General features: G+C 61.2%; 26 protein-coding genes and 1 pseudogene. 10 read left to right on the top strand and 17 right to left on the bottom strand.

Annotated elements, in window-relative coordinates; translation table 11 throughout:
• The first annotated feature begins 17 nt into the window (after positions 1 to 17).
• Genes KRR38_RS34955 through KRR38_RS34945 form a run of 3 tightly spaced genes read left to right on the top strand, consistent with a single transcriptional unit; the run spans position 18 to position 5,414 of the window.
• Positions 18 to 776, top strand: a complete 759-nt coding sequence (locus KRR38_RS34955; RefSeq protein ID WP_254515949.1) for a conjugal transfer protein TraF — start codon at positions 18 to 20, stop codon at positions 774 to 776.
• Entirely contained in the window at positions 776 to 2,224 is a 1,449-nt protein-coding gene (locus KRR38_RS34950; protein WP_254515925.1) for a conjugal transfer protein TraH, read from the top strand. Before KRR38_RS34955 ends, KRR38_RS34950 begins: the two co-directional genes overlap by 1 nt.
• A 19-nt stretch (positions 2,225 to 2,243) precedes the next feature.
• Positions 2,244 to 5,414 (top strand): conjugal transfer protein TraG N-terminal domain-containing protein, encoded by a 3,171-nt coding sequence (locus tag KRR38_RS34945; protein WP_217408339.1) that lies wholly within the window; start codon positions 2,244 to 2,246, stop codon positions 5,412 to 5,414.
• Between the two features lie 59 nt (positions 5,415 to 5,473).
• Here KRR38_RS34945 and KRR38_RS34940 read toward each other — a convergent pair whose 3' ends face one another.
• From KRR38_RS34940 to KRR38_RS34930, 3 genes are read right to left on the bottom strand one after another with little or no spacing between them, the layout of a single operon-like run.
• Positions 5,474 to 5,776, bottom strand: a complete 303-nt coding sequence (locus KRR38_RS34940; RefSeq protein ID WP_217408338.1) for a hypothetical protein — start codon at positions 5,774 to 5,776, stop codon at positions 5,474 to 5,476.
• A gap of 52 nt (positions 5,777 to 5,828) precedes the next feature.
• Complete coding sequence (locus KRR38_RS34935; protein ID WP_217408337.1) at positions 5,829 to 6,218, bottom strand: type II toxin-antitoxin system VapC family toxin; 390 nt, start codon at positions 6,216 to 6,218, stop codon at positions 5,829 to 5,831.
• A complete protein-coding gene (locus KRR38_RS34930; protein ID WP_217408336.1) occupies positions 6,215 to 6,460 on the bottom strand; it encodes an AbrB/MazE/SpoVT family DNA-binding domain-containing protein in 246 nt (81 codons plus the stop codon). Before KRR38_RS34930 ends, KRR38_RS34935 begins: the two co-directional genes overlap by 4 nt.
• Positions 6,461 to 6,804: 344 nt before the next feature.
• Here KRR38_RS34930 and KRR38_RS34925 point away from each other — a divergent pair, with 344 nt between their 5' ends.
• A complete protein-coding gene (locus KRR38_RS34925) occupies positions 6,805 to 7,683 on the top strand; it encodes a hypothetical protein (protein WP_217408335.1) in 879 nt (292 codons plus the stop codon).
• Between the two features lie 414 nt (positions 7,684 to 8,097).
• Here the strand turns inward: KRR38_RS34925 and KRR38_RS34920 are convergent, their stop codons facing one another.
• Both KRR38_RS34920 and KRR38_RS34915 read right to left on the bottom strand, forming a co-directional pair.
• Entirely contained in the window at positions 8,098 to 8,574 is a 477-nt protein-coding gene (locus tag KRR38_RS34920; protein WP_217408334.1) for a MucR family transcriptional regulator, read from the bottom strand.
• Between the two features lie 533 nt (positions 8,575 to 9,107).
• Complete coding sequence (locus KRR38_RS34915; protein WP_217408333.1) at positions 9,108 to 9,344, bottom strand: Lar family restriction alleviation protein; 237 nt, start codon at positions 9,342 to 9,344, stop codon at positions 9,108 to 9,110.
• A gap of 193 nt (positions 9,345 to 9,537) precedes the next feature.
• On the opposite strand from KRR38_RS34915, the gene KRR38_RS34910 reads away from it, so the two are divergent.
• On the top strand, positions 9,538 to 9,837 hold the full coding sequence (locus KRR38_RS34910; RefSeq protein WP_217408332.1) for a DUF1153 domain-containing protein: 300 nt from the start codon (positions 9,538 to 9,540) through the stop codon (positions 9,835 to 9,837).
• A 19-nt stretch (positions 9,838 to 9,856) separates the two neighbouring features.
• Here the strand turns inward: KRR38_RS34910 and KRR38_RS34905 are convergent, their stop codons facing one another.
• A complete protein-coding gene (locus KRR38_RS34905) occupies positions 9,857 to 10,288 on the bottom strand; it encodes a universal stress protein (RefSeq protein ID WP_217408331.1) in 432 nt (143 codons plus the stop codon).
• Between the two features lie 274 nt (positions 10,289 to 10,562).
• On the opposite strand from KRR38_RS34905, the gene KRR38_RS34900 reads away from it, so the two are divergent.
• The 4 genes from KRR38_RS34900 (at position 10,563) to KRR38_RS34885 (ending at position 12,364) form a co-directional block, all read left to right on the top strand.
• Positions 10,563 to 10,997, top strand: coding sequence for an antitoxin Xre/MbcA/ParS toxin-binding domain-containing protein (locus KRR38_RS34900; RefSeq protein WP_254515924.1), 435 nt, complete (start codon positions 10,563 to 10,565; stop codon positions 10,995 to 10,997).
• A complete protein-coding gene (locus KRR38_RS34895) occupies positions 10,994 to 11,431 on the top strand; it encodes an RES family NAD+ phosphorylase (protein ID WP_217408330.1) in 438 nt (145 codons plus the stop codon). Before KRR38_RS34900 ends, KRR38_RS34895 begins: the two co-directional genes overlap by 4 nt.
• Before the next feature lie 60 nt (positions 11,432 to 11,491).
• Positions 11,492 to 11,656 (top strand): hypothetical protein, encoded by a 165-nt coding sequence (locus KRR38_RS34890; protein WP_217408329.1) that lies wholly within the window; start codon positions 11,492 to 11,494, stop codon positions 11,654 to 11,656.
• Between the two features lie 210 nt (positions 11,657 to 11,866).
• The gene (locus tag KRR38_RS34885; RefSeq protein ID WP_217408328.1) at positions 11,867 to 12,364 is read left to right on the top strand and encodes a helix-turn-helix domain-containing protein; all 498 of its coding nucleotides are present in this window, start codon (positions 11,867 to 11,869) and stop codon (positions 12,362 to 12,364) included.
• Between the two features lie 88 nt (positions 12,365 to 12,452).
• On the opposite strand, the gene KRR38_RS34880 is transcribed toward KRR38_RS34885, so the two are convergent.
• The gene (locus KRR38_RS34880) at positions 12,453 to 13,430 is read right to left on the bottom strand and encodes a cation diffusion facilitator family transporter (protein WP_217408327.1); all 978 of its coding nucleotides are present in this window, start codon (positions 13,428 to 13,430) and stop codon (positions 12,453 to 12,455) included.
• Positions 13,431 to 13,486: 56 nt separating this feature from the next.
• Positions 13,487 to 13,717, bottom strand: coding sequence for a recombinase family protein (locus KRR38_RS34875; protein WP_217408380.1), 231 nt, complete (start codon positions 13,715 to 13,717; stop codon positions 13,487 to 13,489).
• Between the two features lie 308 nt (positions 13,718 to 14,025).
• On the opposite strand from KRR38_RS34875, the gene KRR38_RS34870 reads away from it, so the two are divergent.
• Complete coding sequence (locus KRR38_RS34870) at positions 14,026 to 14,502, top strand: hypothetical protein (RefSeq protein ID WP_217408326.1); 477 nt, start codon at positions 14,026 to 14,028, stop codon at positions 14,500 to 14,502.
• Between the two features lie 343 nt (positions 14,503 to 14,845).
• On the opposite strand, the gene KRR38_RS34865 is transcribed toward KRR38_RS34870, so the two are convergent.
• The 9 genes and pseudogenes from KRR38_RS34865 to KRR38_RS34825 all read right to left on the bottom strand — a co-directional run bounded on the left by KRR38_RS34865 (position 14,846) and on the right by KRR38_RS34825 (position 26,563).
• The gene (locus KRR38_RS34865; protein ID WP_217408325.1) at positions 14,846 to 15,529 is read right to left on the bottom strand and encodes a ZIP family metal transporter; all 684 of its coding nucleotides are present in this window, start codon (positions 15,527 to 15,529) and stop codon (positions 14,846 to 14,848) included.
• Positions 15,526 to 18,028 (bottom strand): annotated as a pseudogene (locus KRR38_RS34860) (heavy metal translocating P-type ATPase). Before KRR38_RS34860 ends, KRR38_RS34865 begins: the two are co-directional and overlap by 4 nt.
• 347 nt (positions 18,029 to 18,375) lie before the next feature.
• Entirely contained in the window at positions 18,376 to 18,621 is a 246-nt protein-coding gene (locus KRR38_RS34855; RefSeq protein ID WP_375293509.1) for a zf-TFIIB domain-containing protein, read from the bottom strand.
• A gap of 763 nt (positions 18,622 to 19,384) precedes the next feature.
• Complete coding sequence (locus KRR38_RS34850; RefSeq protein ID WP_217408323.1) at positions 19,385 to 19,846, bottom strand: SRPBCC family protein; 462 nt, start codon at positions 19,844 to 19,846, stop codon at positions 19,385 to 19,387.
• 134 nt (positions 19,847 to 19,980) lie between these two features.
• Positions 19,981 to 20,325 (bottom strand): DUF190 domain-containing protein, encoded by a 345-nt coding sequence (locus tag KRR38_RS34845; RefSeq protein ID WP_217408322.1) that lies wholly within the window; start codon positions 20,323 to 20,325, stop codon positions 19,981 to 19,983.
• 14 nt (positions 20,326 to 20,339) lie between these two features.
• On the bottom strand, positions 20,340 to 23,597 hold the full coding sequence (locus KRR38_RS34840) for an efflux RND transporter permease subunit (RefSeq protein ID WP_217408321.1): 3,258 nt from the start codon (positions 23,595 to 23,597) through the stop codon (positions 20,340 to 20,342).
• Positions 23,598 to 23,600: 3 nt separating this feature from the next.
• Positions 23,601 to 24,770 carry an efflux RND transporter periplasmic adaptor subunit gene (locus KRR38_RS34835; protein ID WP_217408320.1) on the bottom strand — a complete coding sequence of 390 codons (1,170 nt, stop codon included), beginning with the start codon at positions 24,768 to 24,770 and terminating at the stop codon, positions 23,601 to 23,603.
• A gap of 122 nt (positions 24,771 to 24,892) precedes the next feature.
• Positions 24,893 to 26,161, bottom strand: coding sequence for a TolC family protein (locus KRR38_RS34830; RefSeq protein ID WP_217408319.1), 1,269 nt, complete (start codon positions 26,159 to 26,161; stop codon positions 24,893 to 24,895).
• Between the two features lie 63 nt (positions 26,162 to 26,224).
• On the bottom strand, positions 26,225 to 26,563 hold the full coding sequence (locus KRR38_RS34825) for a hypothetical protein (RefSeq protein ID WP_217408318.1): 339 nt from the start codon (positions 26,561 to 26,563) through the stop codon (positions 26,225 to 26,227).
• Positions 26,564 to 26,648: the final 85 nt, after the last annotated feature.

The following is a 26,648-nucleotide window of genomic DNA, read 5'->3' as shown; positions in this document are numbered from 1 at the left end:
AGGACGGCGCGGAGCCCATGGAAGCAGGCCAATCGCAGGCTGCGCCATCGGCCGCCATATCTCCGGCCGGCGACGAGTTCTATTGCCGGCAGCGCAAGCTCGGCACCTGGTTCTACTGCGACCGCCCTAAGCCGTCCTCGCCGGACCGATCACCGTCATCACCAACCGCGCCCGCGGCCCAGCAACTCGCGGCGATCGGCCGAGAGCTCGATGAGCTCAAGGCGAGGGCGATCCTCGAGCCCAGCGAAGAGAACGTCACGGCCTACATCCGCTTCCAGCGCGAGCAGCTCGACCGCGCCTCGACCTTCTCAGACCAGTGGCAGCGCACGATCTGGCAGAACCCCGATCTCGACTACACGCTGCAGCGTCCGGTTTCGACGCTCGGCAAGCGCGCCTGGCTCGATAACCGCTCGGCTGAAGAGGATCAGGCGCTGGCCCGCCTGTCCGGGCGCTACGGTATCTTCTACTTCTACGCGCAGTCCTGCGGTGCCTGCGATATCTTCGCGCCGATCCTCAAAGCGCTGGCCGATAAGAGCGGGTTCAGCGTGGTCGCGGTATCGATGGACGGCGGCCCCAACAGGACCTTTCCGAACTACGTCGTCGACGTCGGCCAGCACGAGCGCATGGGCCTGAAAAACCGAGCCACGCCTGCGCTCGTCCTCTTCGACACCGCCACGAAACGCCCGATCCCGATCGGCACCGGCATCCTCACGGCCGACGAGATCCGCGAGCGGATATTCACCCTCACCAACACCAAGGTCGGGAGCGACTTCTGATGGCGCTGGAACCGTTCCGCTCGAAATCGGCGCGCGCAATCTTCGGAGGCGGGGCCGCGCTCGCCGTGCTCGCCGCCAGCCTGACGCCGGCATCGGCGAACGTTGGCAGCGATATGAATTCGTTCTTCTCCGACATGGGCGGCGCGGCCAACGCGAGCGGACCGACGGCCTATCAGGGCCAGTCGGCGGGCTATTACACTCTCGGCTCGGTTTGGACCCGCTTTCCGCAAAAGACAGTCTATCCCGCGAACCTGCAACTTCCCAAGGTCCGGGCCGGTTGCGGCGGCATCGACATCTTCGCCGGCTCGTTCTCGTTTATCAATGCGAGCGAATTCGTCGCTATGCTGAAAGCCGTCGCCAACAACGCGATCGGCTTCGCCTTCAAGCTCGCGATCGACTCCATCTCGCCGCAGATCGGCGGGGTCATCGATGAGATGCAGGACATCGCCAACAAGATAAATCAGTTCAACATGAACAGCTGCGAGCAGGCCGCCGCGCTCGTCGGCAATGTCTGGCCGCAGGAGGACCTGGCGTCGCAAAGCATTTGCGAGGCTATCGGTACTTCGCAGGGCATATTTTCCGATACCGCGCGCGCCCGGCATGGGTGCGGGCAGGGCGGACAGCGTACCTCGACGATCAACGGTGCGAGCGACCCGGCGCTCAAGGCGCTCGCGCCGGGCCCGAAAAACTATGCCTGGGACATGATCGAGCAGTCGCCGCTCGCATCGCAAAGCGAACCGACCCGCGAGCTGCTGATGACGCTGATTGGTACGATCATCGTACCCCAGCGCGCGAGCGACGACGATCAGCCCAACATCCAGTACATCGGCGGGCAGGTCGGGCCGATCCTCGATGCGCTGCTCGACGGCACCCAGTCTGTGACGATCCTCAATTGCAGCGACACCGACAAATGCCTCTCGACCGGAACGCAGACACTCAGTCCCCTGGGCAACGACGCGTTGACCCCGCATGTCCGCCGGCTGATCATCTCGATTTCGGACAAGATCCAGGCCGACCAGGCGCTGACCAACGAGGAGCAGCAGCTCCTCGGGCTCGCCAGCATCCCGCTCTACAAGGTGCTGGCAGTCCAGGCCGCCTCGGGCTTCCGCCTCAGCGCCGGCGAAATCGACTCCCTCGCCGAGATCACCTCGATCGATCTCCTGAACGCGATCATGAGCGAGCTGCTCGACCAGGTTGCGGCCGCCCGCGGCGGCCTCGTCAACCAGGGCGATGCGGCCAGGATCGAGCAGTTCATGGTCCAGCTGCGCGATGTTCGCCAGCGCGTCGGCGAGCGCGATGCCAAGGTCTCCGACCGGGTGGGCCGGACGCTCGAGATCGTGAACCGCGCGATGATGATCGAGTCCACCCTGCAGAACAAGATGGCGCCGGGCATGGCCGCATCGCTCAGCTTTTCGCGCGCGCTCTCCGCGCAGGGCATGCGCCCCTAGTTCCCAAGGAATTCTGCGCATGCTCGAGGTGTTCACGACCGGCGGCGGCGAGTTCGTCGTCAACACTTTCAATGCCGTCGCGGCCTGGTCGGGCGGGGGCGGCTACCGCTCGCTCCTGCGCGTCGTCATGGTCATCGGCTTCGCCTATGCCCTGCTTGCCATGGCCTGGAACATGGACCCCAAGGTCCTCTTCCGCTGGTTCATGCAATCGACGCTCATGTATCTAGTCATGATGGTGCCGACGGTGAGCGTGAAGGTCACCGACCGCGCCAACCCCGGGCTCGCGCCCGCGACCGTTGCGAACGTGCCGATGGGCCTGGGGCTCATGGCGAGCTTCACCAGCCAGGTCGGCGACTATCTGACCCGCTCGGCCGAGACGGTCTTCGTCATGCCAAATGCGCTGGGCTACTCGACAAACGGCATCATCTACGGCGCCAAGCTTATGGAGGCGACGCAGGGGCTGCGAATCTCCGACCCGCGGCTCGCGACCAATTTGAACGAGCATTTCAAGCAATGTGTGTTTTACGACGTGCTGCTGGGGCGAAAGACCTTCGACGACATTGCCCGCGCGAGCGACATCATGGCGTCAATCGGCCCGGGCTCGGTTTCGCTGTCGCAGACCTGGATCGCGGCCGACGGCAGTTCGAGCATTGTCACTTGCCGCGAGGCCTACACCAATCTCCAGAACGAGTGGCAGACCTACTACAATGCCGATGCCGTTCGCATTGCTCAGCAGTTCTTCCCGGGCCTCGATAGCGGCGCTGCCCAGGCCAAGTTCAATACCGACGTCGCTGGGGTCGGCAGCGCGGGGCTTGGGGGAGGGGGCACCGGTTCGGCCCAGCTCGTGCGCCAAGCCATGTTCATCAATGCCCTCATGCAGGCGCGCGACAGCTTCGGCAGCTCGAGCGCTCAGACCTCGATCGACGCCTTCGCGACGACCCGCGCGGACATCCAGACGCGCAACACCTATTCGACGATCGCCGCCGGCGCCATGAAATGGGTGCCCCTGCTCAACATCGTCCTCACCGTCGTCTTCTACGCGATGTTCCCGGTGCTGTTCCTGCTGATGCTGATGCCCAACACCGGCCCGGGCATCGCCAAAGGCTATCTGACCGGCTTCTTCTATCTCGCGAGCTGGGGCCCGCTGTTCGTGGTCCTCAATATGATCTTCATGAGCCGCTGGCAGGCGGCATTGGTACCCTGGCAGAGCGGCGGGCTCACAGCCTGGAATTTCTCAGGCGTGAGCGCGATCAACCAGGATGCCGGCGCTCTCGCCGGTTACATGATCATGTCGGTGCCGTTCATCGCCGCGGGCATGGCGCGGGGCGCCATGTCGATCGCGTCGCACTCGGCGAGCTTCTTGGCTCCCAGCCAGAACGCGGCCGAGCAGGCGGCGGCCGAGATGACGACGGGCAACTATTCCTACGGCAACGTCAGCCTGGCCAACCGCACGATCAACACGGCATCGAGCGACCAGTTCAATACAGCGGCGAACTACAACACCGGCTCGGGCTTCGTGTCGGTGCGCAATCCGGATGGCGGCTTGTCGCAGTACGCGGCTAACGGATCGACGATCTACAAATCGCCGCCGGGCATGTCCGAGCTTCCGTTCGGGCTCACCTATTCCGAAGGCTATCAGTCCGAGGTTCGCAAGGCGCTGTCCGAAGGCTTCGGCCATGTCGAGCAGACGCGCGAGGCTGCCAGCCAATCCTGGACAGCGGCGCGGTCGAACGCCACACAGCTTTTCGAGACCGCCCAGCGGTCGGCGAGTTCCGGGACCGAGGAGGGCAGGGCGCTCACCTCGTCGATTTCTCGGATGCAGGATCTCTCACAGTCGATGTCCGAGAACCTGCAGAACCGCTTTGGAATGGACAAACAGACGTCTGACACATTGGCCCGATCGGCGATCATGAGCGGCGATGTGTCTGCAGGCGTCGGCGAGAACATTGCCGTTGCTGCGCTCAGCGGAAACACAAAAGTTGGAAGTTCAGCTGACCGGCGGTCGAGCATGGAGACGAGATCATCCGATGGCTTCTCAGAAGTGTATGATTACGTTCGTAGAGAAGCTTCATCTGATGCCGCCCGCAGCGCTCGCGAGAGTTTTATGCGAGCGACAAGCTCGTCGTCGAACAGTGAGCTCCGCGGGGTTTCCGAGCGTTTCGATGCCAGTCTCAGCGAAGCTCGCGGTCTGTCCGTCGAGGCTTCGACCGCCGAAGAGACGTTCAATCGCTATAGTCGGGATTTTGCCCAAGCAGAATCGCATGGATTTCAGTTCTCGCAGAACGAGACCCAGGCGCTGGCCGACTTCATGCGCCACGAACTCGACCGGTCTGAGAATTGGCCGCTTCAAGCGACCGGCTATTACCCGGGTCTCGTCAGCCCGAACGCCCAGCAGGGCGCTGTCCGCGATACCCTGATCCGAAAGTTCGTCGACCAGAAGGTTGGCGACATGCGCGAGGAGCTTGGTGTCGTGCCCGACGCGCCCGGACGTTCAATAGCGGGCCCCGCATCCCGCAGCGTCGGCGAAGTTCAGACGTGGGGGCAGGGGAACCAAGTCGATCTGCAGAGCCGGGCTCCCGCGGTCCACGTCGCCGGCGCGGCTCGTGACCGCGAGGTAGAGGGCCTGGTATCCGCCCGAGTGGACGACAGCCGCGGTCGTCTCGAGCAGGAAGGGCGCGGAATGCACAATACGGGCGTGATGGCGCATGACGAGGCTGATCGCGTTCGCGGCGAGGTGGACCGCCGGCAGCACTCGAGCCTCGGTGGGACGCTACCCATTGTTGGGAACATCATCGACAAAGCCGGCATGAGGGGAACTCCTGGCAATCCATTCGAAGGTGGCTTCAACGCAAGGGTGGTCGCGCGTGAGGCTGGTGCGGAGCTCAAGCAAGGTGTGAATCTGTCCGGTACCGATCGATCCATGGCGCCGGTGTTCGGGGCAGTTACGCTGAGCGGCCGTGAATTAGGACTGCCGCGAGCGGTCGTCACGTCAGGGCAGGATGGGCACCACAAGCACGACAGTTTGCATCCCGAGGGGAAGGCTCTCGATTTTAGAGGCAACAACATCTCGGTTGCGCAAGGGCGCGCGTGGGCCGGCAGCGTGAAATCACGCCTGGGTGGCGATTATGACGTGATCTTCGAAACCTTCCCCCCGCGATCCGGACCGGAACCACCTTCATGTCGAGCATGATCCGAAAGGTCGGCGAGGACGTTGAGCGCGACCAGCGCGCCCGATCGCTGCCACCCAGGTCAGTTGAGGATGTAGGGCGAAACCAAAGCCGAGATCACGAAGATCGCGATAAACCATCCGGCAATGAGGAGACGTCGCTTAGTTGAAACGTGACGATAGATCGAGTTTGGCGCATTGCTATGGCGGAGCGCCGAAGGCACCGCATCGAAATTATCGCGCACAATATCTCCGTAGATACCGGCAGCGATTAAATCTCCCGTGGTCGCGTCAAAAGAAGTCCTGGAAGGGTGCTCGTGCGGATCCGCCATAGTGCGATCTTCATACTTGAAATCGGTCAAAATCTCAACCTGCGCGCGCGGCATTATGGTTGTGCCGCACGGGCCCGTTTCGTTCAGCCGCGAGCCGGGTGGTGGGTCAGCGAATGGTGACGACGTCGACCCCGACGTCCTTTTCCACGGTCTTCCATGCTTTGTTGGCGGTCCAGGCTGGCAGGCCATCGCGCAGAGCGAGCGCCAAACAAAATCGATCGCCAAGTGACAGGCCCGCCTGCGCCGTCACTCCCCGCAGACGGCCCGCCATCTTGCCGAGACCTTTGTCCGCTGGAACAACCTCCATAGGAAGCGGATCGAGCATAGCGTCGATGTCGCGCTCGGGCATGCCAAGCCGTACGAAATGACTGACGACTTCCCCGTAGTTGATCACGCCAATCCGTGCGGATGCGATATTGTCGGCAACCTTGGCCCCGCCCGGTTCGTCATTCAACATTGCAAGCAAGGCCGAGGCATCGAGAACGAATTCGGTCACTCGCCGCTGTCCTTGCGGCGCTGTGCGAGAAAGGCATCGACCGTTGCGTCATCGCGTTTGTCGGCAAACTTCTTGGCTAGCGTCCGCGCGTGCGCAACCGCCTGCGCAGCTGTGCGGAGCATTACGCCGTCGGTCGTTTCTTCGAGAAACACGGCTCCGCCATCGGCAAGGCCCAGCCTCTTACGGATATCGGCAGGAAGGCTCATGCGGCCATTAGGCGTGATGTTGACCTGAACTGTCATGGAGGACTCCTGGACGATGCCGGAAGTGTAACACCATTTGTCCCATCATGCAATGAAATCAAATTTGTGCCACATTCATCGTTTTATGCCACGTTTATGGCGAAATGGTACACATTACGATGTGGCCCGCGATGCGGCATAATCATAGGTGCTCGGGTTCCACCGCTGCGACACCAACGCTATGCAGGCTCGAGCATGGCGATTTGGTATTATGGGCCCGCGCTTCCTTCAAGCTACAGGTGTTGCCCGCGCAGGCGACAACATTCGCCGAAGGAGGCCGTGGGCGAGCGGTACCTTGATCATGCAACGGGCAGGTATCGTAATTAGATTTGAGAGCGCGGGTCATGGTTGGTTTTAAGAAATCGCCCAAATCAGGTGCTGATCTGGGATCGTTTCCCGACACTGCCGCCCTGCGGCACCTGGCTTCCCAGAAAGAGCAGGGGTTCGACCCCGGTCTATTGTCGCGAGCCCAGCAGCTGATCTACGACGCCTGGGAGCATCCGGATCGCCGTCAGCGCATCGCTCTCGCGCGCCAGGCACTTTCACTGTCGCCTTTTTGTGCGGATGCTTGGCTTCTTCTCGCGACGTTGCGCTCGCTTGCGGATGATGTGCGCCGCGAAATGCTCGAACGTGCAGTTCTCGCTGCTGAGCTTGCGATCGGCGAACGAGCCTTCAACGCCAATCGCGGCAGTTTCTGGGCGGTTCTCGAAACGCGCTCATACATGCGGGCAAGGTATGCGCTCGCAGAACACCTCTGGTATGCCGGCGACCAGCCTCATGCCATCGCGCATTTGCGCGACATGCTCATTCTCAATCCGAACGACAATCAAGGCCTGCGCTATCAGTTACTGGCGTGGCTGTTGTGGGTCGAAGATGACCGCGGAGCGGAGCAGCTACTTCGCGACCTTCGCGATGAATCCAGCACCTTCCTCGATTACACTCGGGCTTTGATGGTATTTCGTAAAGAGGGTGACAGCAACGCAGGGCGGATTGTTGTGAGGCGGGCGTTGGAGAGCAACGCGCACGTACCGAAGCTACTGGCATCCGGTAGAACCTCCCACGCAATGCCCGAGTTCTACCGGCCAGGCGGTGAAGACGAGGCGCGATACTACGCCAGCCAGTACGGCTTCGCCTGGGAACGGACCGTCGGCGCTACGCGCTGGCTTGTCGATGTAGCGACCAATCTTGAGTTGGGGCGCGAGGCCGGCTCGACGGTGCACTGAGGGAGCAGTATCCTCGGGAACCGCGCGAAAACTTGCGGCGTTAACCGGTCATCCGGAGCCAGTCCGGTTAGCGGGCAGCAGGAAGGAGCTAACGCAGCTGCCCTAGTTGGGAGTTGCGACAATGCCGACTTTCAGGCTCGTATCGACCGCTGCAAGAAATGCCCTCGCCGTCGAATTCCAGGACGCCAATTGCGCCTCAGCCCTCAATGTTGCCAGGGATGCCTGCCTTGAAGAGGCGGACCTTTGGCAGGAATCGACCTATCTCTTCACTTTGCGGAGGTCCGGCGATGCGGCGACTGACTTTTGGACCATATTCCGAAAAGCTGAATTGAGCGACCGCCCTTGCGCTGCTGCGTAAAAAAAGGGAGCGGAGCGGCCGTGCCAGGCATCACTCCTCTCATAACCGCGCCGCTCTCAGATCGCCGGCGTCGTTTCGCTCTCTTTCGGCGCTTGGGCCTTCATCGCGGATTTAGGCAGTACCTTGCTGCCAGGCTTCCGGCCCAGGCCGATCGACTTGGCGAGCGTTCGGCGCTTTTCGGCATAATCGGGCGCGACCATCGGATAATCCGCCGGCAGGCCCCATTTCGCGCGATAGTCCGCCGGCGTCATCTGATAGCGGGTCATAAGGTGCCGCTTGAGCATCTTGAGCTTCTTGCCGTCTTCCAGGCAAACGATGTGGTCGGGCTTGACCGAAGCGCGGATCGAGACGGCCGGGACGAGCGGTTCCGCGGCCGGTGTCGGCGCGGTGCCCAGACCGGCCAGGGCGCCATGTACGTTTTCGATCAGGCGAGGGAGATCGGCCACGGCGACGCTGTTGTTCTGGACATGCGCCGCGACGATGTCGGCGGTGAGCGTGATGAGTGTGTTTTCGGCTTCGATGGCGTCCGACATGCGACTTATCCTTGTTATACCTGCGCCCCAGGCTTGGCGCACTAGTTGCCACAAGGCCGCATGGGAATACCGGTTTTCTACGTGGCGGTAGCTGGACGCGACGAGACCACGATGGCACGCAGCGAAATGCGGTGAAAGTGACCTTCGCCCTTTAGCGGCGCAACCCGAACATCGGCCATGACATCGGCCAGTTTAGGCCAGGCAGAAGCAGCAATATGAGGAATTCAGCCATTTTCTGGCGAGCCGTGATCGGCCAAAGTGAATACCGGGCTAGCGCCCTAATACCCGTAGCGCCTTGGATTTGCGATGATCGTGTCGACGAACCAACTCGCCTCCGCCCATTCGACTTCGCCGAGCAGCCGAACCATCTCGCTGCGACTACGTGAATGGGCCGCGGCGTCAAAATCCGCTCGGAGGCCCGCTGCTTCCAGCCGCTCGAAGGCACTGACGCCAGCGTATCGACTCTCCGCGGTCATCCTCGGAATTCTAGCAGGTGGAGCTGCGCCCGCATAGCGCGGGCCGCTAGCCGACGTTCAGATCCTTGTCCGCCGGTTCCACAGTTTAACGGCCTCTTCGTGCGAGGCGCGGCGTGGCCCTTCGGCGCCGCATAGCTTGCACATCACGGCAAAGAGCTGGGCGTAGACGTGCTCGTAAAAGCCCACGTTGGTTGAGGCACAGAAGGGGCATGCTTCCAGCTCGGTGGCTGGGTCCACGTCCATCGGGCGGCGGGAGCCGTCTCCCGTAATGGTGATGTTCGGCTCGTCGGACATCCACTTTTCCCAAATAGCACCGCTTTAGCTGTCCGAAATATGTAGGCGGATTCCGGACACAATAGGAACCAGCATCACGACTGCGCTCCAGTCCTCTTTGGCCTGAACGGCGAGGGAGCGATGCCGACGCACCTCTCTAACCTCGCCTTAATACAGCATGGTCTAGCTGTCCGCTCCTGCCGGGGAGGACGCCATGCGCGAAAATCAGAAAATTCGTCCATCGGTCGTTATCGGTCCGCTCGGTGAACCGCTATCGCTAGCAACTCTTCCGCCGCCCAATACAGCTCGATGGGTGGTGCGTCGCAAAGCAGAAGTCGTCGCTGCGGTGGACGGCGGGCTTCTGACAATCGACGAAGCCTGCCAGTGGTATGACCTGACACTCGAGGAGTTCGCTTCGTGGCAACGCGGTGTAGAGCGCTCGGGCCTGGACGGCCTCAGAATCACCCGCTCGCAGCACTACCGCGATAAATACGAACGCCTGCAGCGATTCTAACGAGCGGTTCTGCCTTCCGCTATTCTGATCGGGGAATGAGCAGGCTGCATGGCAGGTGGGCTAGTAGGCGAATACCGGCTGCAGACTGGATCCATCTTGCCAGCGATCGTTTGTCCGCATGGGCCAATACGCACAGATCCGCCTCTATCTGGTAGGCGTAGGAAACGATCTCGGTGGCAGGGTCACCCTCGCGGTAAGCTGCCGTTACATTCAAGCCGCGGTCCGTCAGCACCTCGGCTGCCGCATCGACCGTTTGCGTGATCGTCTTGCGTTTCTCCTCGAGCAGATGGGTCGTGCCGCCGGCCTCAGCAAGTTGGATGGCTGTTTCCGTCGCGGTCAAGCCGAGGATATGGAGCTGGGCGTCGGTAAATCTAGCGAGCTCGGCCGCGTGACGAGCGGCGAAAGTGCTGTCGGCGAAGCCATTGTAGGCCAGCAGGATGCGATGATACACCTTGGCTACTCTCCCTTTGTTATCCCGCATTGGTTGCACAATCTTTGAAGCAGCCAAAGTGAATAATCTTCTCGAAAATTGCTTCTACCTGCCCATCTGAATAATGTTCATGCGTGAGATGGCGGTGCGACGCGGAATTCGAGGACGCAATTCTCTGCGGGATGGACCGACTGAGGGTGGAACCGAGGCCGATGCTGCCTCGGCCTTGCTGTGAGGGGCAGGCTACCCTATATGACATTATGCCGATCTTAATTCGGCATAATGTAGGAATTGAATGATGACGGCGGTAGCACGGATTCAAGAACTGCTCGGCGGTGAAATGTTCACAGGCCCGCTGCACAACGATCGCGATATCGTGAGGCTTATCCGCCGCGGTGTTCCCACACAGGCAGTCGATCATTTCCTCGCCTCGGCCAAGCTAACCTTCAACGCGCTGGATCCTAAGGTGCTAAATCTTCGCACTTTCAAGCGCCGCCAGAGGAATGAGCAGCGCTTGGAACAGGATGAATCCGACCGACTGCTCCGGCTCGTGGCTGTCGTGGCAGCCGCTGAAGACACGTTCGGTGATGCTGAGAAGGCCCATATCTGGCTGACTCGCGAAAGCCGAGCGCTCGATGGTGAAACACCCCTTGCCATGGCCGATACCGATCGCGGTGCACGCGCCGTTGAAGCTCTGCTGGGACGGATCGCGCACGGCATCGCTGCGTGATCGTATACCGATTATGCAAGAGTGCCCACGTCGCATTGGACGGCGAAGGCGCTAGGCTGTGGGGCGGGAGATGGAACTCCGTAGGGCTCCCCATGGTCTATACCGCTGCCACGCCCAGTCTCGCTGTGCTGGAGATCCTGGTCCACCTCGATCTGCCTCGCGAACTTTTGCCCGACGACCTCCGGCTGCTCACCATAGACATTCCCGAAGACGCGCCTATTCACCGGCTCGAGCCGAGCCCGACGGACCAGGCCGAGTGTCTGGTTGCTGGTGACACTTTTCTCAAGGCGAGTGACGCGCTAGTGATGCTGGTGCGCAGCGTGGTCGTGCCGCAGGAATGGAACGCGCTTATAAATGTCCGGCATCCGGACATGACGCGTGTTGTCGTTCGAAGCGACGAAGCATTCCAGCTCGATCCTCGATTGAGTTTCTAGCTCTGCGCCTGCCAAGGCTGGCTCGCAGACTATGCGCAAGCACCGCAAGGGAGATATGCCATGGATCAGTCTCAGATCAACACGCCGGAGGATGCGCGCAAATTCCTCGTATCGTTCTTTGAGTCGTTGGACGCACCGACCTTGATCAAACTAGCGACTTATCTCCAGGCCGATCCGGTGGGCTCAGCAGACCGACTGTTGGCGATTGGTGAGCAAAGCACGTGATCGCGCGGTCGCAGACGTCATTGCGATGAGCATGAAATGCCATTAGAATGCAACGATAACATATTGATTTAACATAATCTTTGTTATCATCCTAAGTCGATGTAAGCGCAATTTAGATATGTCACTCCCCGCAACTTAGAGATGTCACACCGCTGGGACGTCTCGCGGTCTCGGTGGCATGGTCCTCCTCCTGGCTGGGAGGAGGCGCATATGTCGGTGGTGGCGATGAGCCACGGCGAGCTTTCACGATACGATAGGCTGCGTCGTTTCGAGCGTGGCGAACTGAGGATCGAAGACGCAGCGATGTTGCTCGGCGTGTGTCGTCGCCAGGCTTACCGGCTACTTGATCGGCTGCGCGCCGACGGTCCCGAGGCGCTGATTTCCTGGAAGCGCGGACGGCGGAGCAACCGGGATTTCGGCGATGCGTTTTGGCTCCAGGTGCTCAACCTGGTGCGCGAGCACTATCACGATCTCGGCCCGACCCTGATCAGTGAGCATCTTGCCGAACGGCAAGGCATCAAACTTTCGCACGAGATCTTGCGCAAGTTGCCTTGTCTGTCCTTACCATCCGATACGGACATTGCGGTCATGGATGGCAGCGTGATCCAAGCAATCTGCGTCCAGCTCAACAGCACTCCGCACAGATGCCTCGGCTTTAGGACACTACTTGAAGTCTTTGCGGAGAAGGCATCGCGGCATAGAGCGTGATTTACAGCCCCGTGGGTGGAGCTCGCCCCATTCACAGGCAATGCTGAAACATCGGAACGGAAGTCGCGCTTCGAATTGAACTCGACGATTAAACCACATGGGCCGGCGCAAGGCCGCAGGCATGTGACATTTCCTCAATTTGGAATGTCGCATGCCCAATGGCGAACCTTTCTTGGAGCGCTTCGCAGACGCCCTGGGTAAAGTGATCGTCAGTGCCTGCGCCGGGCCGGACAAGGTGAGCCGTCAACGCCGTTTCCGTCGTGCTCAATGGCCAGATATGCAGATCATGAACTTCCGTTACACCTGTCAATCCCTTCAGATAGCCCAGCACCTCTTCGACATCGACGCGTTCGGGTACCTTATCGAGGGCCAGGTCAAGGCTACTCTGCAGCAAGCTCCAAGTAGAATAAAGGATCAGCGCCGCGATCAATAAGCTGACTACCGGATCGACCCAGGCCCACCCTGTAAGCAGGATCACAAAGCCCGAAGCGACGACCCCGACCGAGACCATGGCATCGGCAGCCATGTGCAGGAATGCGCCACGAACGTTCAAATCGCCCTTGCGCCCGCGGGCGAACAGCCAAGCGGTGACGCCATTCACGAGAATACCGACGGCAGCGACGATCATCACGGTCTTACCCGCAACATCCCCCGGAGGAACGCCTTCCCACAAACGACGAATAGCCTCAAAGGTTATCCCGCCGACGCCGACGAGCAACACGACTGCATTGGTTAAGGAGGCGAGGATGGAGCTGCGGCCAAAGCCATAAGTGCGGCTCTTCGTTGGCCGAAGTCGGCCCAGCCAAGTAGCCCACCATGCGAGCAACAGTCCCAGCACGTCGCCCATATTATGCGCCGCATCGGCCAGCAGGGCGACTGAATGCGCTATCAAACCAAAAACTATCTCGCCGGCAACGAAGACGGCGTTGAGCGCCGAGCCTATCGCGAAGGCGGCATCGAAGCCTTCAGGTGCGGCATGATGATGGTGCCCGCCCTTCCCGTGGTTATGGCCTGCGTGCTCATGGTCACTGTCTTTCTCGTGCGCGTGGTCGTGATTGGAAGGCATGGATTTTCCTCGTAATATTTCCGCATTCCTCCGGTCAGGGGCCGAAATTTAATTCCTCACTTGTGCATGTCGATCACGGTGTTCATGCCCGAAAGCATAGGGCGGCCGAAGCGATCGAGTTTCCACACCGCTAGCTCGGCGCCAGGCTCAACCAATTTGAGAGCCTGATCGATTTCGACGCGGCTAGTTTTTACTCCCGTGATCTTATCGGTGATGATGGGATCGCCCTCCGCCGCTTCTAAGGGGGAAAGCTGTAGGTCGAGATTTTGATCCCGATCCGCGCGCAGGCGTCTGACCCCGCGATCCTGAAACCGTCAAGGGATATGGCAGCTTGCTCGATGCGTCGAAGGGAGTGCACCTGACGATCTGGTGCGACTGCTCAGCAAGTTTTATTGGGGAGCAAGGGAGCTGAAGGCTGTGCAAAGGATAAGCAAACGCCAGCGGTCATGTCGCTTGTCCGGCATTAACGTCAAAGAATTGTAATACTACCTTGGGCGCGCCAATTTGCGTCGGCTGCATTTCTTCTAAAACATGTGAATGACGTTCTCCCTGATTACTCACAGATTCCAAAGATCGCGGATTGGTAATTTAAGACATGGAATGGTTCAAACAGAATATCATCGAGTATTCGCAAAATATATTGCTTCACCGAAAGCTGTTTGCATTTGGGAAGTCTGCTTTCCGCAAGATGGCTGAATCCGTTTGCGGCCTGCTGCGGAGTTACCTTTCAACCGCTGCCGCGAGTAAGGTCAATGCCGAACTCAACCCAACGTTAAGTTTCTGCGTTGCCATGGAGAATGGGACCCAGATTAGCTTCTCGAGACTGTCTCTCCGCGGCATTCTTGGTAAGACGGCTTATGCGGTGGACTCGGATTTTACGACGCAATCGGCCTCGCAGGCGAATCGTCGACAGGCGGGAAGTCAAAAGAGGTTCGAAGGGTTTAAACCCGCCGCTGTCGTTCATTTAGACAAGTTAATCAGCGTGAGAAGCGGAGCGCAGGTGGAAACATGTACGAGATGTCGTCGTTTCTATTCCGGCGAAATATATCGCGCATTCGAGGTATTAGCTTGATTGATGACGATTGGAACGATGGGTCACTGCCGCTAAATGGACTGCTCGATGCCAAAGGTGCGACATTGATTCGGTGCTGGGCGACGCTTCGGTGCTTGCAGCCGCACCGATCGCATTTGCGCTGATACACAGGTTAAGCATTCTCGTAACTCCAGGAACGCCGATGGCACGCCAATCGCCTCCGGGTGGACGAAAGACGTCCCAGCCCACCATGCGGCGCCCTGCCACGACACATAGGTGATCGCATTGCGCCAGGTATGGACACGGCAACCTTCGCCCAGTGCCGTCAAACACCGATCTTGGCGACGGAAGTCGCAAAAGGCGCGCGTCAACCGTCGACCGGTCAGATCAATTCTTCGAGCAACAGCAGCGCGAGGAAGCCGACGAAGAACATCGCGCTGATGAGTGGACTGTCCGGCTTCTCATGCGCTTCGACAAGCAACTCTTCGGTGACGAGATAGAGAAGCGCGATAAGTCCGAAGCTCAGAAAACCGGCAATGACTGCCGGTGGAAACCCGGCGACCGGTAGCGCGACCAGCGCTCCAAGTGGCATAAGCAGCGCGAGCGCGGTTGTGATCGCGACAATGCGCAGCTTCGACGTGACGGTCTCCCCGAGCTCTTCGGTAACGGTGACTCCGAGGAACAGGACTTCCAGCGTCAGGGCGATGGTCAGCAGCAGCCCGGCTTTCGCGCCGGCGATGAAGGCAAGCCCCAGCACCAGGCCGTCGATCAGCAAATCCGTGCCGATGGCGCCGATCATCGCGAGCGGGCCGCGGACGCGCTCTTCCAGCGATTTGAGGCCGAGCATGACTACAACGCCGGCCGCCCCGCCCACGAGCGTCGCCAGCGGCGCACGGCCGTGCATCACATCGGGGAGAATCTCGGTGGCGGCCGCTGCGAAGACGACGCCGGCTGCAAGGTGCTGGATCGCGCTGGTGAGCTTCGGCCCAGGCCGTCGCCATACGGCGATTATCGCGCCAAACAGCACTGCAAGGACAGGAATGATCGTATAGGCGAGCGCCGTCATGCGCGGGCCTCCCCGTTGTCCCGGTAGCCAAGCAATCGCAGCGCGTTGAATACGACGAGCAGGGTGGAGCCTTCATGCACTGCGACGGCCGGTCCGATGCCGAGCCCCAGAATTGTCGCCGGGACGAGAAGGGCAACCACGCCGAGGCTCACGAAAACATTCTGCCGAATGATCGATCGCGTGTGGCGGCTGAGATCGACTGCGAACGGCAGATGGGAGAGGTCGTCGGCCATCAGCGCCACATCCGCGGTCTCCAGCGCGACGTCGGAGCCGGCCGCCCCCATCGCGATGCCGACTGTCGCGCTGGCCATGGCTGGCGCGTCATTCACACCATCCCCGACCATCGCCACCCTGGTATCGGCGCGCAGTTTCTTGATCGCATCGACTTTGTCCTCAGGCATGAGATCGCCCCAGGCTTCATCGATACCGACCTGAGCTGCGATTGCCTCGGCCACCCGCTGATGATCGCCTGAAAGCATAATCATCCGCTCGATGCCGATCCGGCGCAACCGGGCAAGCGTCTCTTTGGCGCCTTGGCGAGGCCTGTCCATGAGACCGATGGCGCCGAGATCCTGCTGAGCCCGCCTGACGACCATGCTGGTCTGGCCCGCAGCTCTTAGCGTTTCGATCGCATCCTTCATTTCCCGCGACAGCGGTGCGATACCATCGGTGCCGAACATCTCGGCCTTGCCGATGAGAATTTCGTCCTCACCGACAAGGGCCGAGACGCCGCGACCCGTCAGGCTCTTCAAGCTCTCGGCCTGCGGGATGAGATGGACTCCGACATGATCGCGACCGTCGCGCGCGATCGCCTGCGCCAGAGGATGGTCGCTAAGACTCTCGACCGCGACAGCGATCGCCATCAGCTCTTCCTTCGCCACGCCGGCGGCGGGGATGACCTGCTGAATGCGCGGCTCGCCGATGGTGAGCGTGCCAGTCTTGTCGAAAGCGATTGCGTTGATCGACCCAAGCAATTCGAGCGGCGCGCCACCTTTGACCAGGACACCGCCCCGCGCAGCGCGCGCCACGCCCGAGAGGACGGCGCTAGGGGTAGCAATGGCGAGCGCGCAGGGGCTGGCTGCGACCAGCACCGCCATCGCGCGATAGAAGCTGTCGCGGAACGGCTCGTCGATCACGACCCAAGCGAAAAGGAGCACGAAGGCGAGCGCCAAGACCGCCGGCACAAAGAAACGTTCGAACCGATCGGTGAAGCGCTGCGTCGGCGACTTTTGCGTCTCGGCCTCGCTGACCAGCTTGACCACCTTGGCGAGCGTGCTTTCGGTCGAGAGCCGGGTCACTTCGATCTCGATAAGACCGCTGCCGTTGATGGTGCCGGCGAACACGCGATAGGCAGCTTCGAGTCTGTCGGGATTTGCCCGTGCCGCCTCGTCATCCTGGACTGCGCGCTTGTCGACCGGCATGCTTTCTCCGGTCACCGGGGCCTGGTTGATCGCCGTCGTGCCCTTGACGATGAAAGCGTCAGCGGGGACGCGCGCGTCCGGCTTGATAATGACGATCTCGCCGAGCTTGAGATCTTCGACCGGCACTTCGCTTGAGCCACCGTCCGGCCGACGGACGGTCGCGGTCTTGGGGGCCAGCTCGGCCAGCGCCTCGATCGCCCGTTTAGCGCGCCCCATCGCATAGTGTTCGAGCGCATGGCCCAGACTGAACAGGAACAGGAGCAGCGCGCCTTCGGCAAAGACACCGAGTGCGGCGGCGCCACCGGCCGCGACGAGCATCAGAGAGTCGATCTCGAACTTGCGGAGCTTCAGATTGTCGATTGCTTCGCGCAGCGTGGAAGAAGCCGCCGAAGAAATAGGCGGCCACGTAGAGTGCCGTCGGCAGCCATGCCGGGACTCCGGCGACCAACTTTGCGACCGCGAACCCGATTCCCAGCAACGCGCCGCAGGCGAGCGCAAAGATCAGCTCGGTATTGGGGCCGAGCATGCCGCCATGGCTGTGATCGTGATCGTGCTTCTCGCCGGCGGGATGGTCATGATCCTTCTCATGGTCATGCTCGGGTGCGGCCGAGGCGAGCTTGTCGGCCTTATCATCAACCACGCGCGCACCGGCATCGCGCAGCGCCTGCAAGATCGTCGTTTGCGACGTCGCCGATCGATCGAACTCGACCCGAACCAAGCCCGATACATTGGCCTCCGCCTCGATGACACCGGGCAGCGCGCGCAGGCGGTCGCCGAGCGTGCGGGCGCGGCGTTGATGGGTGATGCCGTCTAGCTGCCAGATCACATGTCCGAAGCGATCGGCGAGTTCCGCACCCGACGCATGGGCCAGCTCGCGGATTCGCGAAAGCGTCACCACTTGCGGATCGAAATGAACGCAGAGCATCGCAGGCGCGTCGGCCTCGGCGGCCACCACATGAGCCTCCTCGATTCCGGGCCGGCCTTTGAGCGACCCTACCAGCCTTGCGACACAGGTGTCGGCCGCATCGGTGACCTCGGGGAGAAGGACAGGAATATCGAGACGAAGCTTTTCGATCATGATGTTTTCCTTAGTGGGCGCGATGTGACGAGTGAGGTTGTGCGGCCGCGCTCAAGGCCGCGCGGCGATGGGCCCTTCCCGCGTGCAGGCGAGTGGTCGCGCCAGGGCGCATGAGTGTTATCCGGTCGCCGCCCGAGATCGGCACGTTGAAGGCCGAGCCCGAGAGCAAGCACGGCCAGCGGAAGATCCAATTGTCGAAGGCCGACCTCGATGCGCACGCGCCTGCGCTCTCCACCCTGTTCACAACCGTTCGCCATGGGCGTCAAAAGGGGCAGACGCCCATGGCGCGGGCCGTTCTCACACTTGCACCCGAAGGACTCATTGTGCGGCGGCCGATCCACAGCATTTCAGTCGAACAAGTCGCTCAGAAAGCTCTTGCGACGACCATGATGGCCGCGCTCGTAGCCTTGCCTCGTGTCATGATCGGCACGGCCGCGTTGATCATCGAACATGCCGCGCCGTCCACTGCTCGTCTGGCGAGCCGTCTCATCGATGGCACTCCGCTCTATGATCTTGTCGAGTTCGCCACGGTCGAGCCAAACGCCGCGACATTGTGGACAATAGTCGATCTCCATGCCCTGCCTCTCACTCATGATGAGATCAGTTCTGCAGGTGGGGCAAAGAAGCCCTTGTTTCTGGATATTATCCGTCATTGTGGATACCTCATTGTGGCGTGTCGGTTGTTTCGGTTGGAGGGGCCGGTAGGCGCCCGGGCTTTCGTTTCGATTGGTCGCTCCCTTCTCGATAGGAGACGCTAATCGCTTCAACACGATCGGGCATCGAAGTTCGGATAAGGGTCGAGAAGCTCGCGGAACGATAGCTACGTCCCGAGATGTTTCCGGACCACCGCGTGTCGACGGTGATCGGCGGACCATCCCGGACGCTGGCGACGATGTGTAGGTGGCCCCATAACGGGCCGAGACTCAGCCCGGGCCGTCGTACCCTCCCGCTCACCAGGATCCCGTGATCAGCGCTGTGAGCGCGAAGCAAAGAGATGGTGAGCTTTTCATTCGGGGCGTGGGTGACCGGAACCGCGAGCTCCGGACCATATGCGCAACCGGAGACCGCTCCGGTTGCGAGGAGTACGCCAGTCACAACGACTATCCTGATGCGGCCGCCCTTAGTCATTTGCAGCGTCGCGTTGCAGCAGGATCCTCACAGGCCGCTGGCGATGGCGTGGCGAGGGCCGCGGCAATCGGGATTGTGCACGAAGATGGGCTAGGGACGCAGCGTCCTGGTCCGCATGGAACAGTGCCAAGGCCCATTGGAGCATCATAGCGTTCGCACCGCCAGTGTGGTCGTGGGCGTTGCCGCCCTCTTGATAGGCATGCATTCCGGGCTCCAGTCCTATTGGGTTCACTTGTTCTGCAACGAGTATCGCGCGATCGTCGTGCCGCGTTTGAGGAAGCGGGCGAGCGATTGATTGGTTAAGATAACCGAATTTTCGAGGCCTCTTTTGAGGCGCTTGTTGGCCAAGGACGACAGGAGACCGTTGCAGGAGATGCTGAAGGTGACGGTCGTGCCTTTGTCGGATTTTTCGAGCCGAAAACCTTCATCGATCTCGAGCAGTCCACGAATGCCTAGCTTCCAGTTGATGGCTGCGTGTCGGTCGAGCCGCACCAATTGCGCCGTAGTAGAAATTTCTGGAATCGCTCGCATTCGCGTGCGGTATTTATAACCAATCTCGGTTCCGACGGCAGCCGGCCCCGTCAGTGATACAAAGGGGTGCCAGTCAGAATAATGCTCGAGATCGACGAGCAAACGCCAGACCCGAGCAAGCGGGGCTGCCAAGTGAACCTTGCTTTCGACGATGAACATAGGGAAGTGTCCAGCCAGCGTCTGTCCCCTCCCCCGCCGGCGAGGCGAGGGAGAGGTTTCAGAGCGCGTTGTCACTGACGCCGATCGCCAACCCTCACACCGGAGGCTTGAACCGGCTGGCATGAGGGCCGCTATCATGCGTCGACCTGCGCGATCGCTTCGCTCGCTTTGCCGCCGAGCACTTCCACCGCCTCCAGGGTCATCAGTCCGATGCCCGGAATTTCGGAAAGGCCATCGACAAAGGCGCGCAGATTTGAGTCGAGATCGACAATCTCGATTACGACCGCCCGATCACTTTCAAGAACGTGGCGTCGATGGACATGGGCCGATCGGCCAAAGCCCACCATCGCTTCCAGGATGGTGGCACCGGCCATCTTCATGTCCCGGGCGCGAGACGCAACAACTTCGAACACCTTGCGGTCACCGAAATAAGCGGCCTCGTCAGTGTAGATCCGCAGCAATTTTGCTTGTTCGCTCATGTTTATATCCTCTCTCAGACCGCGGCCGGTGCCGCTTCAGGTGCTTCGCTGTCCCGCTGCTTTGAGCCGCGCCGACCCATCCGTTCGCCCCAACCAAGCACCACTTTTGCAATTGCGGGGAGCACGAGCAGGGTCAGGATCGTTGCTGCGATCAGGCCGCCAATCACGACGGTGGCGAGGGGCTTTTGCACCTCCGCGCCCGTGCCGTGCGCGAGGGCCATGGGCACGAAACCGATTGCAGGCACGAAGCCGGTCATCACGACTGCACGCATCTTCTCACGGCAGCCATCGATAATCGCCGCACTCAGTTCCACTCCGGCTTCCAGCCGTTCGCGAATTGCCGTCATGACAACGAGGCCATTGAGCACGGCAACGCCCGCCAGGCAGATGAACCCGACCGCCGCCGAAACGGAGAAGGATATGCCTGTCAGCCACAGCGTATACACGCCGCCTGCGAGACCCAGAGGGACCGCCAGGAACACCGCAGTCGCACGGGCGAGCCCGCCCAGCGCCATGTACAGCAACCCGAAGATTGCCAGGAAGCACAGGGGAACGACGATCGACAATCTGTCCGAGGCGGCTTGCAGATTCTGGAATTGACCGCCCCACTCGAGATAAGATCCAGTTGGCAACGCCACCTTGTCGACCTTGGCTTGCGCCTCGGCGACGAAGGATCCGACGTCACGACCGCGAACGTTGGTCTGGATAACCACGCGCCGCTTGCCATTCTCGCGGCTGATCTGGTTCAGCCCTTCGCTGAACCGGAACTGTGCGACCTGCGATAGCGGGACTGAACCCCGAACCTTATCGCCATCCTGTGGCATGAGGATCGGCAGCGCTGCCAGTGCGTCGAGACTCACACGGGTTGTTTCAGGCACGCGCACGGTTACCTCAAACCGCCGATCACCCTCGAACAACAATCCAGCATCACGACCACCCATAGCGGCGGCCACCGTGTCAGCGACTTCCTCCAGCGTAAGGCCGTAGCGTGCGATCGCCGCACGATCGAACTTCACATCGAGCGTGGGTGAGCCGCTGGTCTGTTCGGCCTTGACGTCGGCGGCCCCAGGAACGGTCTGGAGCGCCCGGACGATTTCCTTTGCCGTAGCACCCATCTTATCGAGATCATCACCGTAGAGCTTGATCGCGACATCACCACGAACACCGGCGATCAGTTCGTTGAACCGGAGTTGGATGGGCTGGCTCACCTCATAGGTCTGCCCGATCTTCGCGCCGGACTTTTCTTCGATTCGCTTGAGCACATCAGCTTTGGTCGTCACGCCTGCAGGCCACTCCTCCTGCGGCTTCAAGATCACGAAGCCGTCCGAGACGTTCGGCGGCATCGGGTCCGTCGCGACTTCAGCGGTACCGGTCTTCGAGAACATCAGTTCAACCTCGGGAAGGCTGGTAACGGCCCTCTCGACGTCGCGCTGCATCTTGAGTGATTGTTCGAGCGATACCGACGGCACACGCGTCGACGCGAGGGCCACGTTCTTCTCATCAAGCTGCGGGATGAACTCCTGCCCGAGAAAACCGAATACGAGCGCCGAAGCCGCGAAGAACGCGAAACCGGCACCGATGAATGGCCATGGCCGCGCGACTGCCTTGTCGAGCAGAGGCAAATAGCGGGCCTTGGCCTTGGCGATGATCCAGACCTCTTTCTCCGAAACCTTGCCCCGGATCAGGAGGGCAACCATCGCCGGCACGAAGGTCAGTGCAAGGATGAACGCCGCGACCAATGCGAGCATGATCGTGATCGCCATCGGTGAGAACGTCTTGCCTTCGACCCCGGTGAACATGAGCAACGGCGCGAAGGCGAGCAGGATGATACCTTGTCCGAACACCGTCGGCTTGATCATCTCCTGGGACGCCCGCATCGTCTCCTCGAGCCGCTCGCGCAGGTTGAGCAGCCGGCCTTCATGCTCCTGTCGATGCGCAAGACGTGACAGACAGTTTTCGATGATGATGACAGCGCCATCGACAATCAGGCCGAAGTCGAGCGCGCCGAGGCTCATCAGATTGCCGGGCACGCGAAAGGCGTTCATGCCAATCGCCATCATCAGGAATGAGAACGGGATGATGAGGACGGCGATGAGTGCTGCGCGGACATTGCCGAGCAGCAGGAACAGAGCCGCCGCAACCAGAACAGCGCCTTCAATAAGGTTCTTCTGCACCGTGCCCACGGTTGCGTTGACCAGCTTCGAGCGGTCGAGCACCGTCGTCACCTTGATTCCCGCCGGCAGCGATTTTCCGATCCCGTCTAGCTTTTCGCCGACATTGCGGGCGACGACACGGCTGTTCTCGCCGATCAGCATCAACGCCGTGCCGATGACGGCTTCATGGCCATTCTGGCTCGCCGCGCCGGTCCGGAGCTCTCCGCCGATTTTCACATTGGCGATATCCTTGACCGTGATCGGCAAGCCACCGCGGGTCGCAACGATGGCGTCGGCGATCTCATCAATGTCGCGGATACGGGCATCCGCGCGGACGAGATATGCCTCGCCGCCCTTGTTGAAGTAATTAGCGCCGACAGCGAGGTTGGCCGCCTCGAGCGCCTTTGCGAGTTCGGAGTAGGAGATGCCGTAGGAAGACAGCTTCACTGGATCAGGCTCGACGACATATTGTTTGGCGTAGCCGCCGATCGAGTCGATGCCAGCAACGCCCTGCACCGTGCGGAGCTGCGGACGGATAATCCAATCCTGTACCGTCCGAAGATAGGCGGCGCGGCCAACTTCGTCGGTCAACCGGGCACCCTCGGGCGTTAGGAAACTGCCGTCCGACTGCCAGCCTGGTTGACCGTTGCGGATGGTCGCACCCTTGCCGCCGGGATTGGCGAAGTCGACCGAGTACATGAGCACTTCACCAAGACCGGTGGTCACCGGGCCGATTTGCGGCTGTACGCCCGCCGGCAATGTGTCGCGCGCCTGGGTAAGGCGCTCACTCACCTGCTGACGAGCAAAATAGAGGTCGGTGCCCTCGGTGAAGATCGCCGAGACCTGACTGAATCCATTTCGGGAAAGGGAACGAGTAGTCTCGAGGCCTGGGATACCGGCAAGGGCGGTTTCGATCGGAAAGGTAACCCGTTTCTCGATCTCAATCGGCGAGAGGCCGCGTTCGACCGTATTGATCTGGACTTGTTTATTGGTGATGTCGGGAACCGCGTCGATAGGCAGCTTGGAGAGCTGCCAACCGCCGAAACCGGCAACGACAAGGAAGAGAAGGACGACCGCCCAGCGCATGCGGACGGATAGCGCCATCAAATTTGCGATCATGGCTTATTCTTCCTCGCCTGCGCCCTTGCCGAGTTCGGCTTTGAGCAAGAAAGCATTGCGAATGGCGATGGCCTGTCCGGCCTGCAGGCCGGACGCGACCTCGATCCGACCTGCGCTGCGCTGGCCCGTCGTTATCGGCATCGCCTTGAAGCCATTGGCAGTCCGCACGAAGACGACATCACGGCCGTTGACCGATTGCACTGCTTCTTCAGGAACGACGATGGCATTCGACGTGGCGCCACGGCTCGGTATCATACGCACACGCACGGCGAGACCGGGCTGCAGTACACCGCCTGTTACATCGAGCACGGCCGTTGCAGCGCGCGTTTCCCCGCTCAGTGTCGGCGTCACTGCCCGCACGCGCGCTTCTACCGTGCGACCATCGGGAAGCTCGACGATTGCCTTGTCGCCCGCCACGAGGCGGGACGCGTCTGCGGAGCCGACAGCAGCGTCGATCTGAATCTGTCGGGGATCTGCAACGCGGAAAAGCTCAGTTTCCGGCTGGACGAAGGCGCCAAGGCTGACCTTCATCGACGTCACCCGGCCCGAAATCGGACTGGCGAGCACCACACCACGCCCATCCGACGTGACATTGGCAGCGCCGGCAGCGATGCGCGCGCGATGCGCCTCCGCAGCCGCGGCCGCCGCTTCCGCTTGCGCTTGCTCAAGATCAACCCTGGCAGATACCTTCTGGTCATAGAGATAGCGCTCTCGGGCTAGCGACTTTTGCGCTAGCACCGCCTTTGCGCCCGCCGCAGTACGGTCTGCGGCGATCTGCGCGGCATCACGGCTCTCGACCACCGCCAAGGCCTCCCCGGCGCGAACGGGATCGCCCAGCCGCTTGAGAATTCGCGTGACAGCGCCACCGGCCCGCGCGGTCACTATCGCCTCGCCTGTCGGTGAGGGAGTGACAATTGCCTGGCTCACGATCTCCGCGCCCAGTCCTCCGGCGGTGATCGTCTCTGTCACAACGCCTGCGTCCTTGATCGCCGCGGGTGTCATGGCGAGCGTGTCAGCGGCGCCAGCCTCCTTTGCTCCTTCGGACTTGGCAGGAGCCTCCGCTGTGGCGGGCGAGCTGTCACTGGTGCATCGCGCAACGCTAAAGCCGCCTAGGGCGGCAACGAGCACCGCAGCGGCAACACCGCCCATAAGGCGCTTGTCTTGCTGGATCATAGAAATTCTCCGGAATGGGGTGGAGCAGGGCATCGAAGCCCTACGGTCCAGCGCGTCGTCGCGACCGTCGCAATGGGAAGTGCCGTGCTGTCGCGCGGTGAAACTGCGATAATTGTCATGGTTCAGCGTTCCCCCAGTTCGGGGGCAGGTGCGGTCAGGCGTTCAAGCCGCGCTTCCGCGTCATGATAGGCTGCCAGTGCATCGGTATAAGCCGCCCGGGTCTCTGCCAGCGTCCGTTCTGCCTCGAGAAGATCGAGCTGGCTGAACTTTCCCTGAGAATAGCCAATGCGAGCAATGCGGGCTGCCTCGGAGGCTGCAGCAAGACCCGGCCCTCCTGCCGCCCGAGCTGTGGCGGCAGCATTGGCCAACTCCGCCTGGGCGCTTGCGATGGCCTGCTCGGCCTCGATGATGGCGACCCGGCGGTTCGCGTCGGCCCGGGTTTGCTCGGCCCGCGCCTGACTTACGGCGGCTGCTCCGTTGTTGAAAAGTGGGAACGGAATGGCGATTCCCACCACTGCAGCTTTGTCGTTCGTCTGCGACAGCCGCCGCGCGCCGACGCTAAGCGTAATATCCGGGATACGCTGGGATCTCGCCAGGCGGACCTGAGCATCGGCAGTGTTGAGATCGGCCTGTGCGGCGGCCAACGCCAATGTGCCGCTCGGGTCGACCGGCATCGTCGGACCATAGCCACCGATGCGATCGAACCAGCCAAGATCAAGCGAGCCCTCGATAGGCTGACCCACAAGCCGTTCGAGATTGCCTCGGGCGACCGCCGCCTCGCGAATCGCGCGCTCGAGACCGACCTCGGCATTCACGCGCAAAACGTCGGCGCGCTGCTGATCGATAGGCGCACCAGCGCCTGCCGTCACGCGCGTCCGCGCTGCCTTGAAAGCATTTCCTGCAATTTCAGCCTGCTGGCGTGCGACATCCACGCGCCGTTCAGCTGCAGCCGCTGCGATATAGGTTTGCGTGATCCGCAGGTTCAGATCCGCGAGCGCGATCGACGCATCGATCTGCGCTCGCGCACTCCGGGAGTCTGCGACGGCGATACGAGCGGAACGCTTGCCGCCAAGCTCAATCGGCAACGCAAGGGTCGCCGTCGTTTCCGCGCTTTGCGTGCCACGATAGATGCCAGACCCAGCGACATTCTCGGTCTGGACCTGAATTTCAGGATTGGGCCTGAGGCCCGCGATCGTACGTCCCGCAGCCGCAGAACGAACCCCCGCCGCCGCCGACTCGATACTAGGGGAACTTCCCCCAGCAATGGTTCGGGCGCGATCGAGTGTGAAGATGGGTTGACTGGCAGATGATGGTGGTGACGTCGCCGTCTGCGCCTGCGCGATCGACGCGCAAGACGTGACGGCCATTAAGGCCGCAATGATACGGTACATGAATGATGGACTCCTGACGAACCTGGAAAGCCCGTCGGCATCGCCGACAGGTGCTAGGGATCGTCAGGCTATCGGAGGGCGAAGAGCTGGATCGGCCGGAGCGCGCGCCACCCGGCTGTGATCAAACGGACGCGGCAGCGCCGGTGCGCTAAACGTCTGCGGGACCGAGGTCAGTTTGACGGGAACACCGACGTGATGACCATGACACCCGCCGTGGTGATGCGGATAGCCCTTTTCGGCATCGGCCGGGACTTGATCGCCATCCCCATCGACATGGGACAGGGCCTCATCCGTCGCCGAGACCTCGACGCACGCAATACCCTCGGCCGCATGCGCAACCGAGCCAAACCCCAGGGAAAGGGCTAGCGCAAGATGCAGCAGGAAGGCGGCCAGACGGGACATGCGATAAACCTGTAACAGCTACGTGCCGGTTTGTAACTTTGAATGCGCTGACATAATCAAATTATGAAGCAACTTGCTCCCCCCG

It is taken from the genome of Novosphingobium sp. G106, from assembly GCF_019075875.1.
Classification (GTDB): domain Bacteria; phylum Pseudomonadota; class Alphaproteobacteria; order Sphingomonadales; family Sphingomonadaceae; genus Novosphingobium.
Note: the sequence above shows the minus strand (reverse complement) of the source record. Positions and strands in the feature narration are given on the sequence as shown.

Bases quoted from the DNA above. Each gene is read 5' to 3' on its own strand.
- KRR38_RS34955 (WP_254515949.1), top strand. From the start codon at position 18: ATGGAAGCAGGCCAATCGCAGGCTGCGCCATCGGCCGCCATATCTCCG.
- KRR38_RS34950 (WP_254515925.1), top strand. From the start codon at position 776: ATGGCGCTGGAACCGTTCCGCTCGAAATCGGCGCGCGCAATCTTCGGA.
- KRR38_RS34945 (WP_217408339.1), top strand. From the start codon at position 2,244: ATGCTCGAGGTGTTCACGACCGGCGGCGGCGAGTTCGTCGTCAACACT.
- KRR38_RS34940 (WP_217408338.1), bottom strand. From the start codon at position 5,776: ATGCCGCGCGCGCAGGTTGAGATTTTGACCGATTTCAAGTATGAAGAT.
- KRR38_RS34930 (WP_217408336.1), bottom strand. From the start codon at position 6,460: ATGACAGTTCAGGTCAACATCACGCCTAATGGCCGCATGAGCCTTCCT.
- KRR38_RS34925 (WP_217408335.1), top strand. From the start codon at position 6,805: ATGGTTGGTTTTAAGAAATCGCCCAAATCAGGTGCTGATCTGGGATCG.
- KRR38_RS34920 (WP_217408334.1), bottom strand. From the start codon at position 8,574: ATGTCGGACGCCATCGAAGCCGAAAACACACTCATCACGCTCACCGCC.
- KRR38_RS34915 (WP_217408333.1), bottom strand. From the start codon at position 9,344: ATGTCCGACGAGCCGAACATCACCATTACGGGAGACGGCTCCCGCCGC.
- KRR38_RS34910 (WP_217408332.1), top strand. From the start codon at position 9,538: ATGCGCGAAAATCAGAAAATTCGTCCATCGGTCGTTATCGGTCCGCTC.
- KRR38_RS34900 (WP_254515924.1), top strand. From the start codon at position 10,563: ATGATGACGGCGGTAGCACGGATTCAAGAACTGCTCGGCGGTGAAATG.
- KRR38_RS34890 (WP_217408329.1), top strand. From the start codon at position 11,492: ATGGATCAGTCTCAGATCAACACGCCGGAGGATGCGCGCAAATTCCTC.
- KRR38_RS34885 (WP_217408328.1), top strand. From the start codon at position 11,867: ATGTCGGTGGTGGCGATGAGCCACGGCGAGCTTTCACGATACGATAGG.
- KRR38_RS34880 (WP_217408327.1), bottom strand. From the start codon at position 13,430: ATGCCTTCCAATCACGACCACGCGCACGAGAAAGACAGTGACCATGAG.
- KRR38_RS34870 (WP_217408326.1), top strand. From the start codon at position 14,026: ATGGAATGGTTCAAACAGAATATCATCGAGTATTCGCAAAATATATTG.
- KRR38_RS34865 (WP_217408325.1), bottom strand. From the start codon at position 15,529: ATGACGGCGCTCGCCTATACGATCATTCCTGTCCTTGCAGTGCTGTTT.
- KRR38_RS34855 (WP_375293509.1), bottom strand. From the start codon at position 18,621: ATGAGTGAGAGGCAGGGCATGGAGATCGACTATTGTCCACAATGTCGC.
- KRR38_RS34850 (WP_217408323.1), bottom strand. From the start codon at position 19,846: ATGTTCATCGTCGAAAGCAAGGTTCACTTGGCAGCCCCGCTTGCTCGG.
- KRR38_RS34845 (WP_217408322.1), bottom strand. From the start codon at position 20,325: ATGAGCGAACAAGCAAAATTGCTGCGGATCTACACTGACGAGGCCGCT.
- KRR38_RS34840 (WP_217408321.1), bottom strand. From the start codon at position 23,597: ATGATCGCAAATTTGATGGCGCTATCCGTCCGCATGCGCTGGGCGGTC.
- KRR38_RS34835 (WP_217408320.1), bottom strand. From the start codon at position 24,770: ATGATCCAGCAAGACAAGCGCCTTATGGGCGGTGTTGCCGCTGCGGTG.
- KRR38_RS34830 (WP_217408319.1), bottom strand. From the start codon at position 26,161: ATGTACCGTATCATTGCGGCCTTAATGGCCGTCACGTCTTGCGCGTCG.
- KRR38_RS34825 (WP_217408318.1), bottom strand. From the start codon at position 26,563: ATGTCCCGTCTGGCCGCCTTCCTGCTGCATCTTGCGCTAGCCCTTTCC.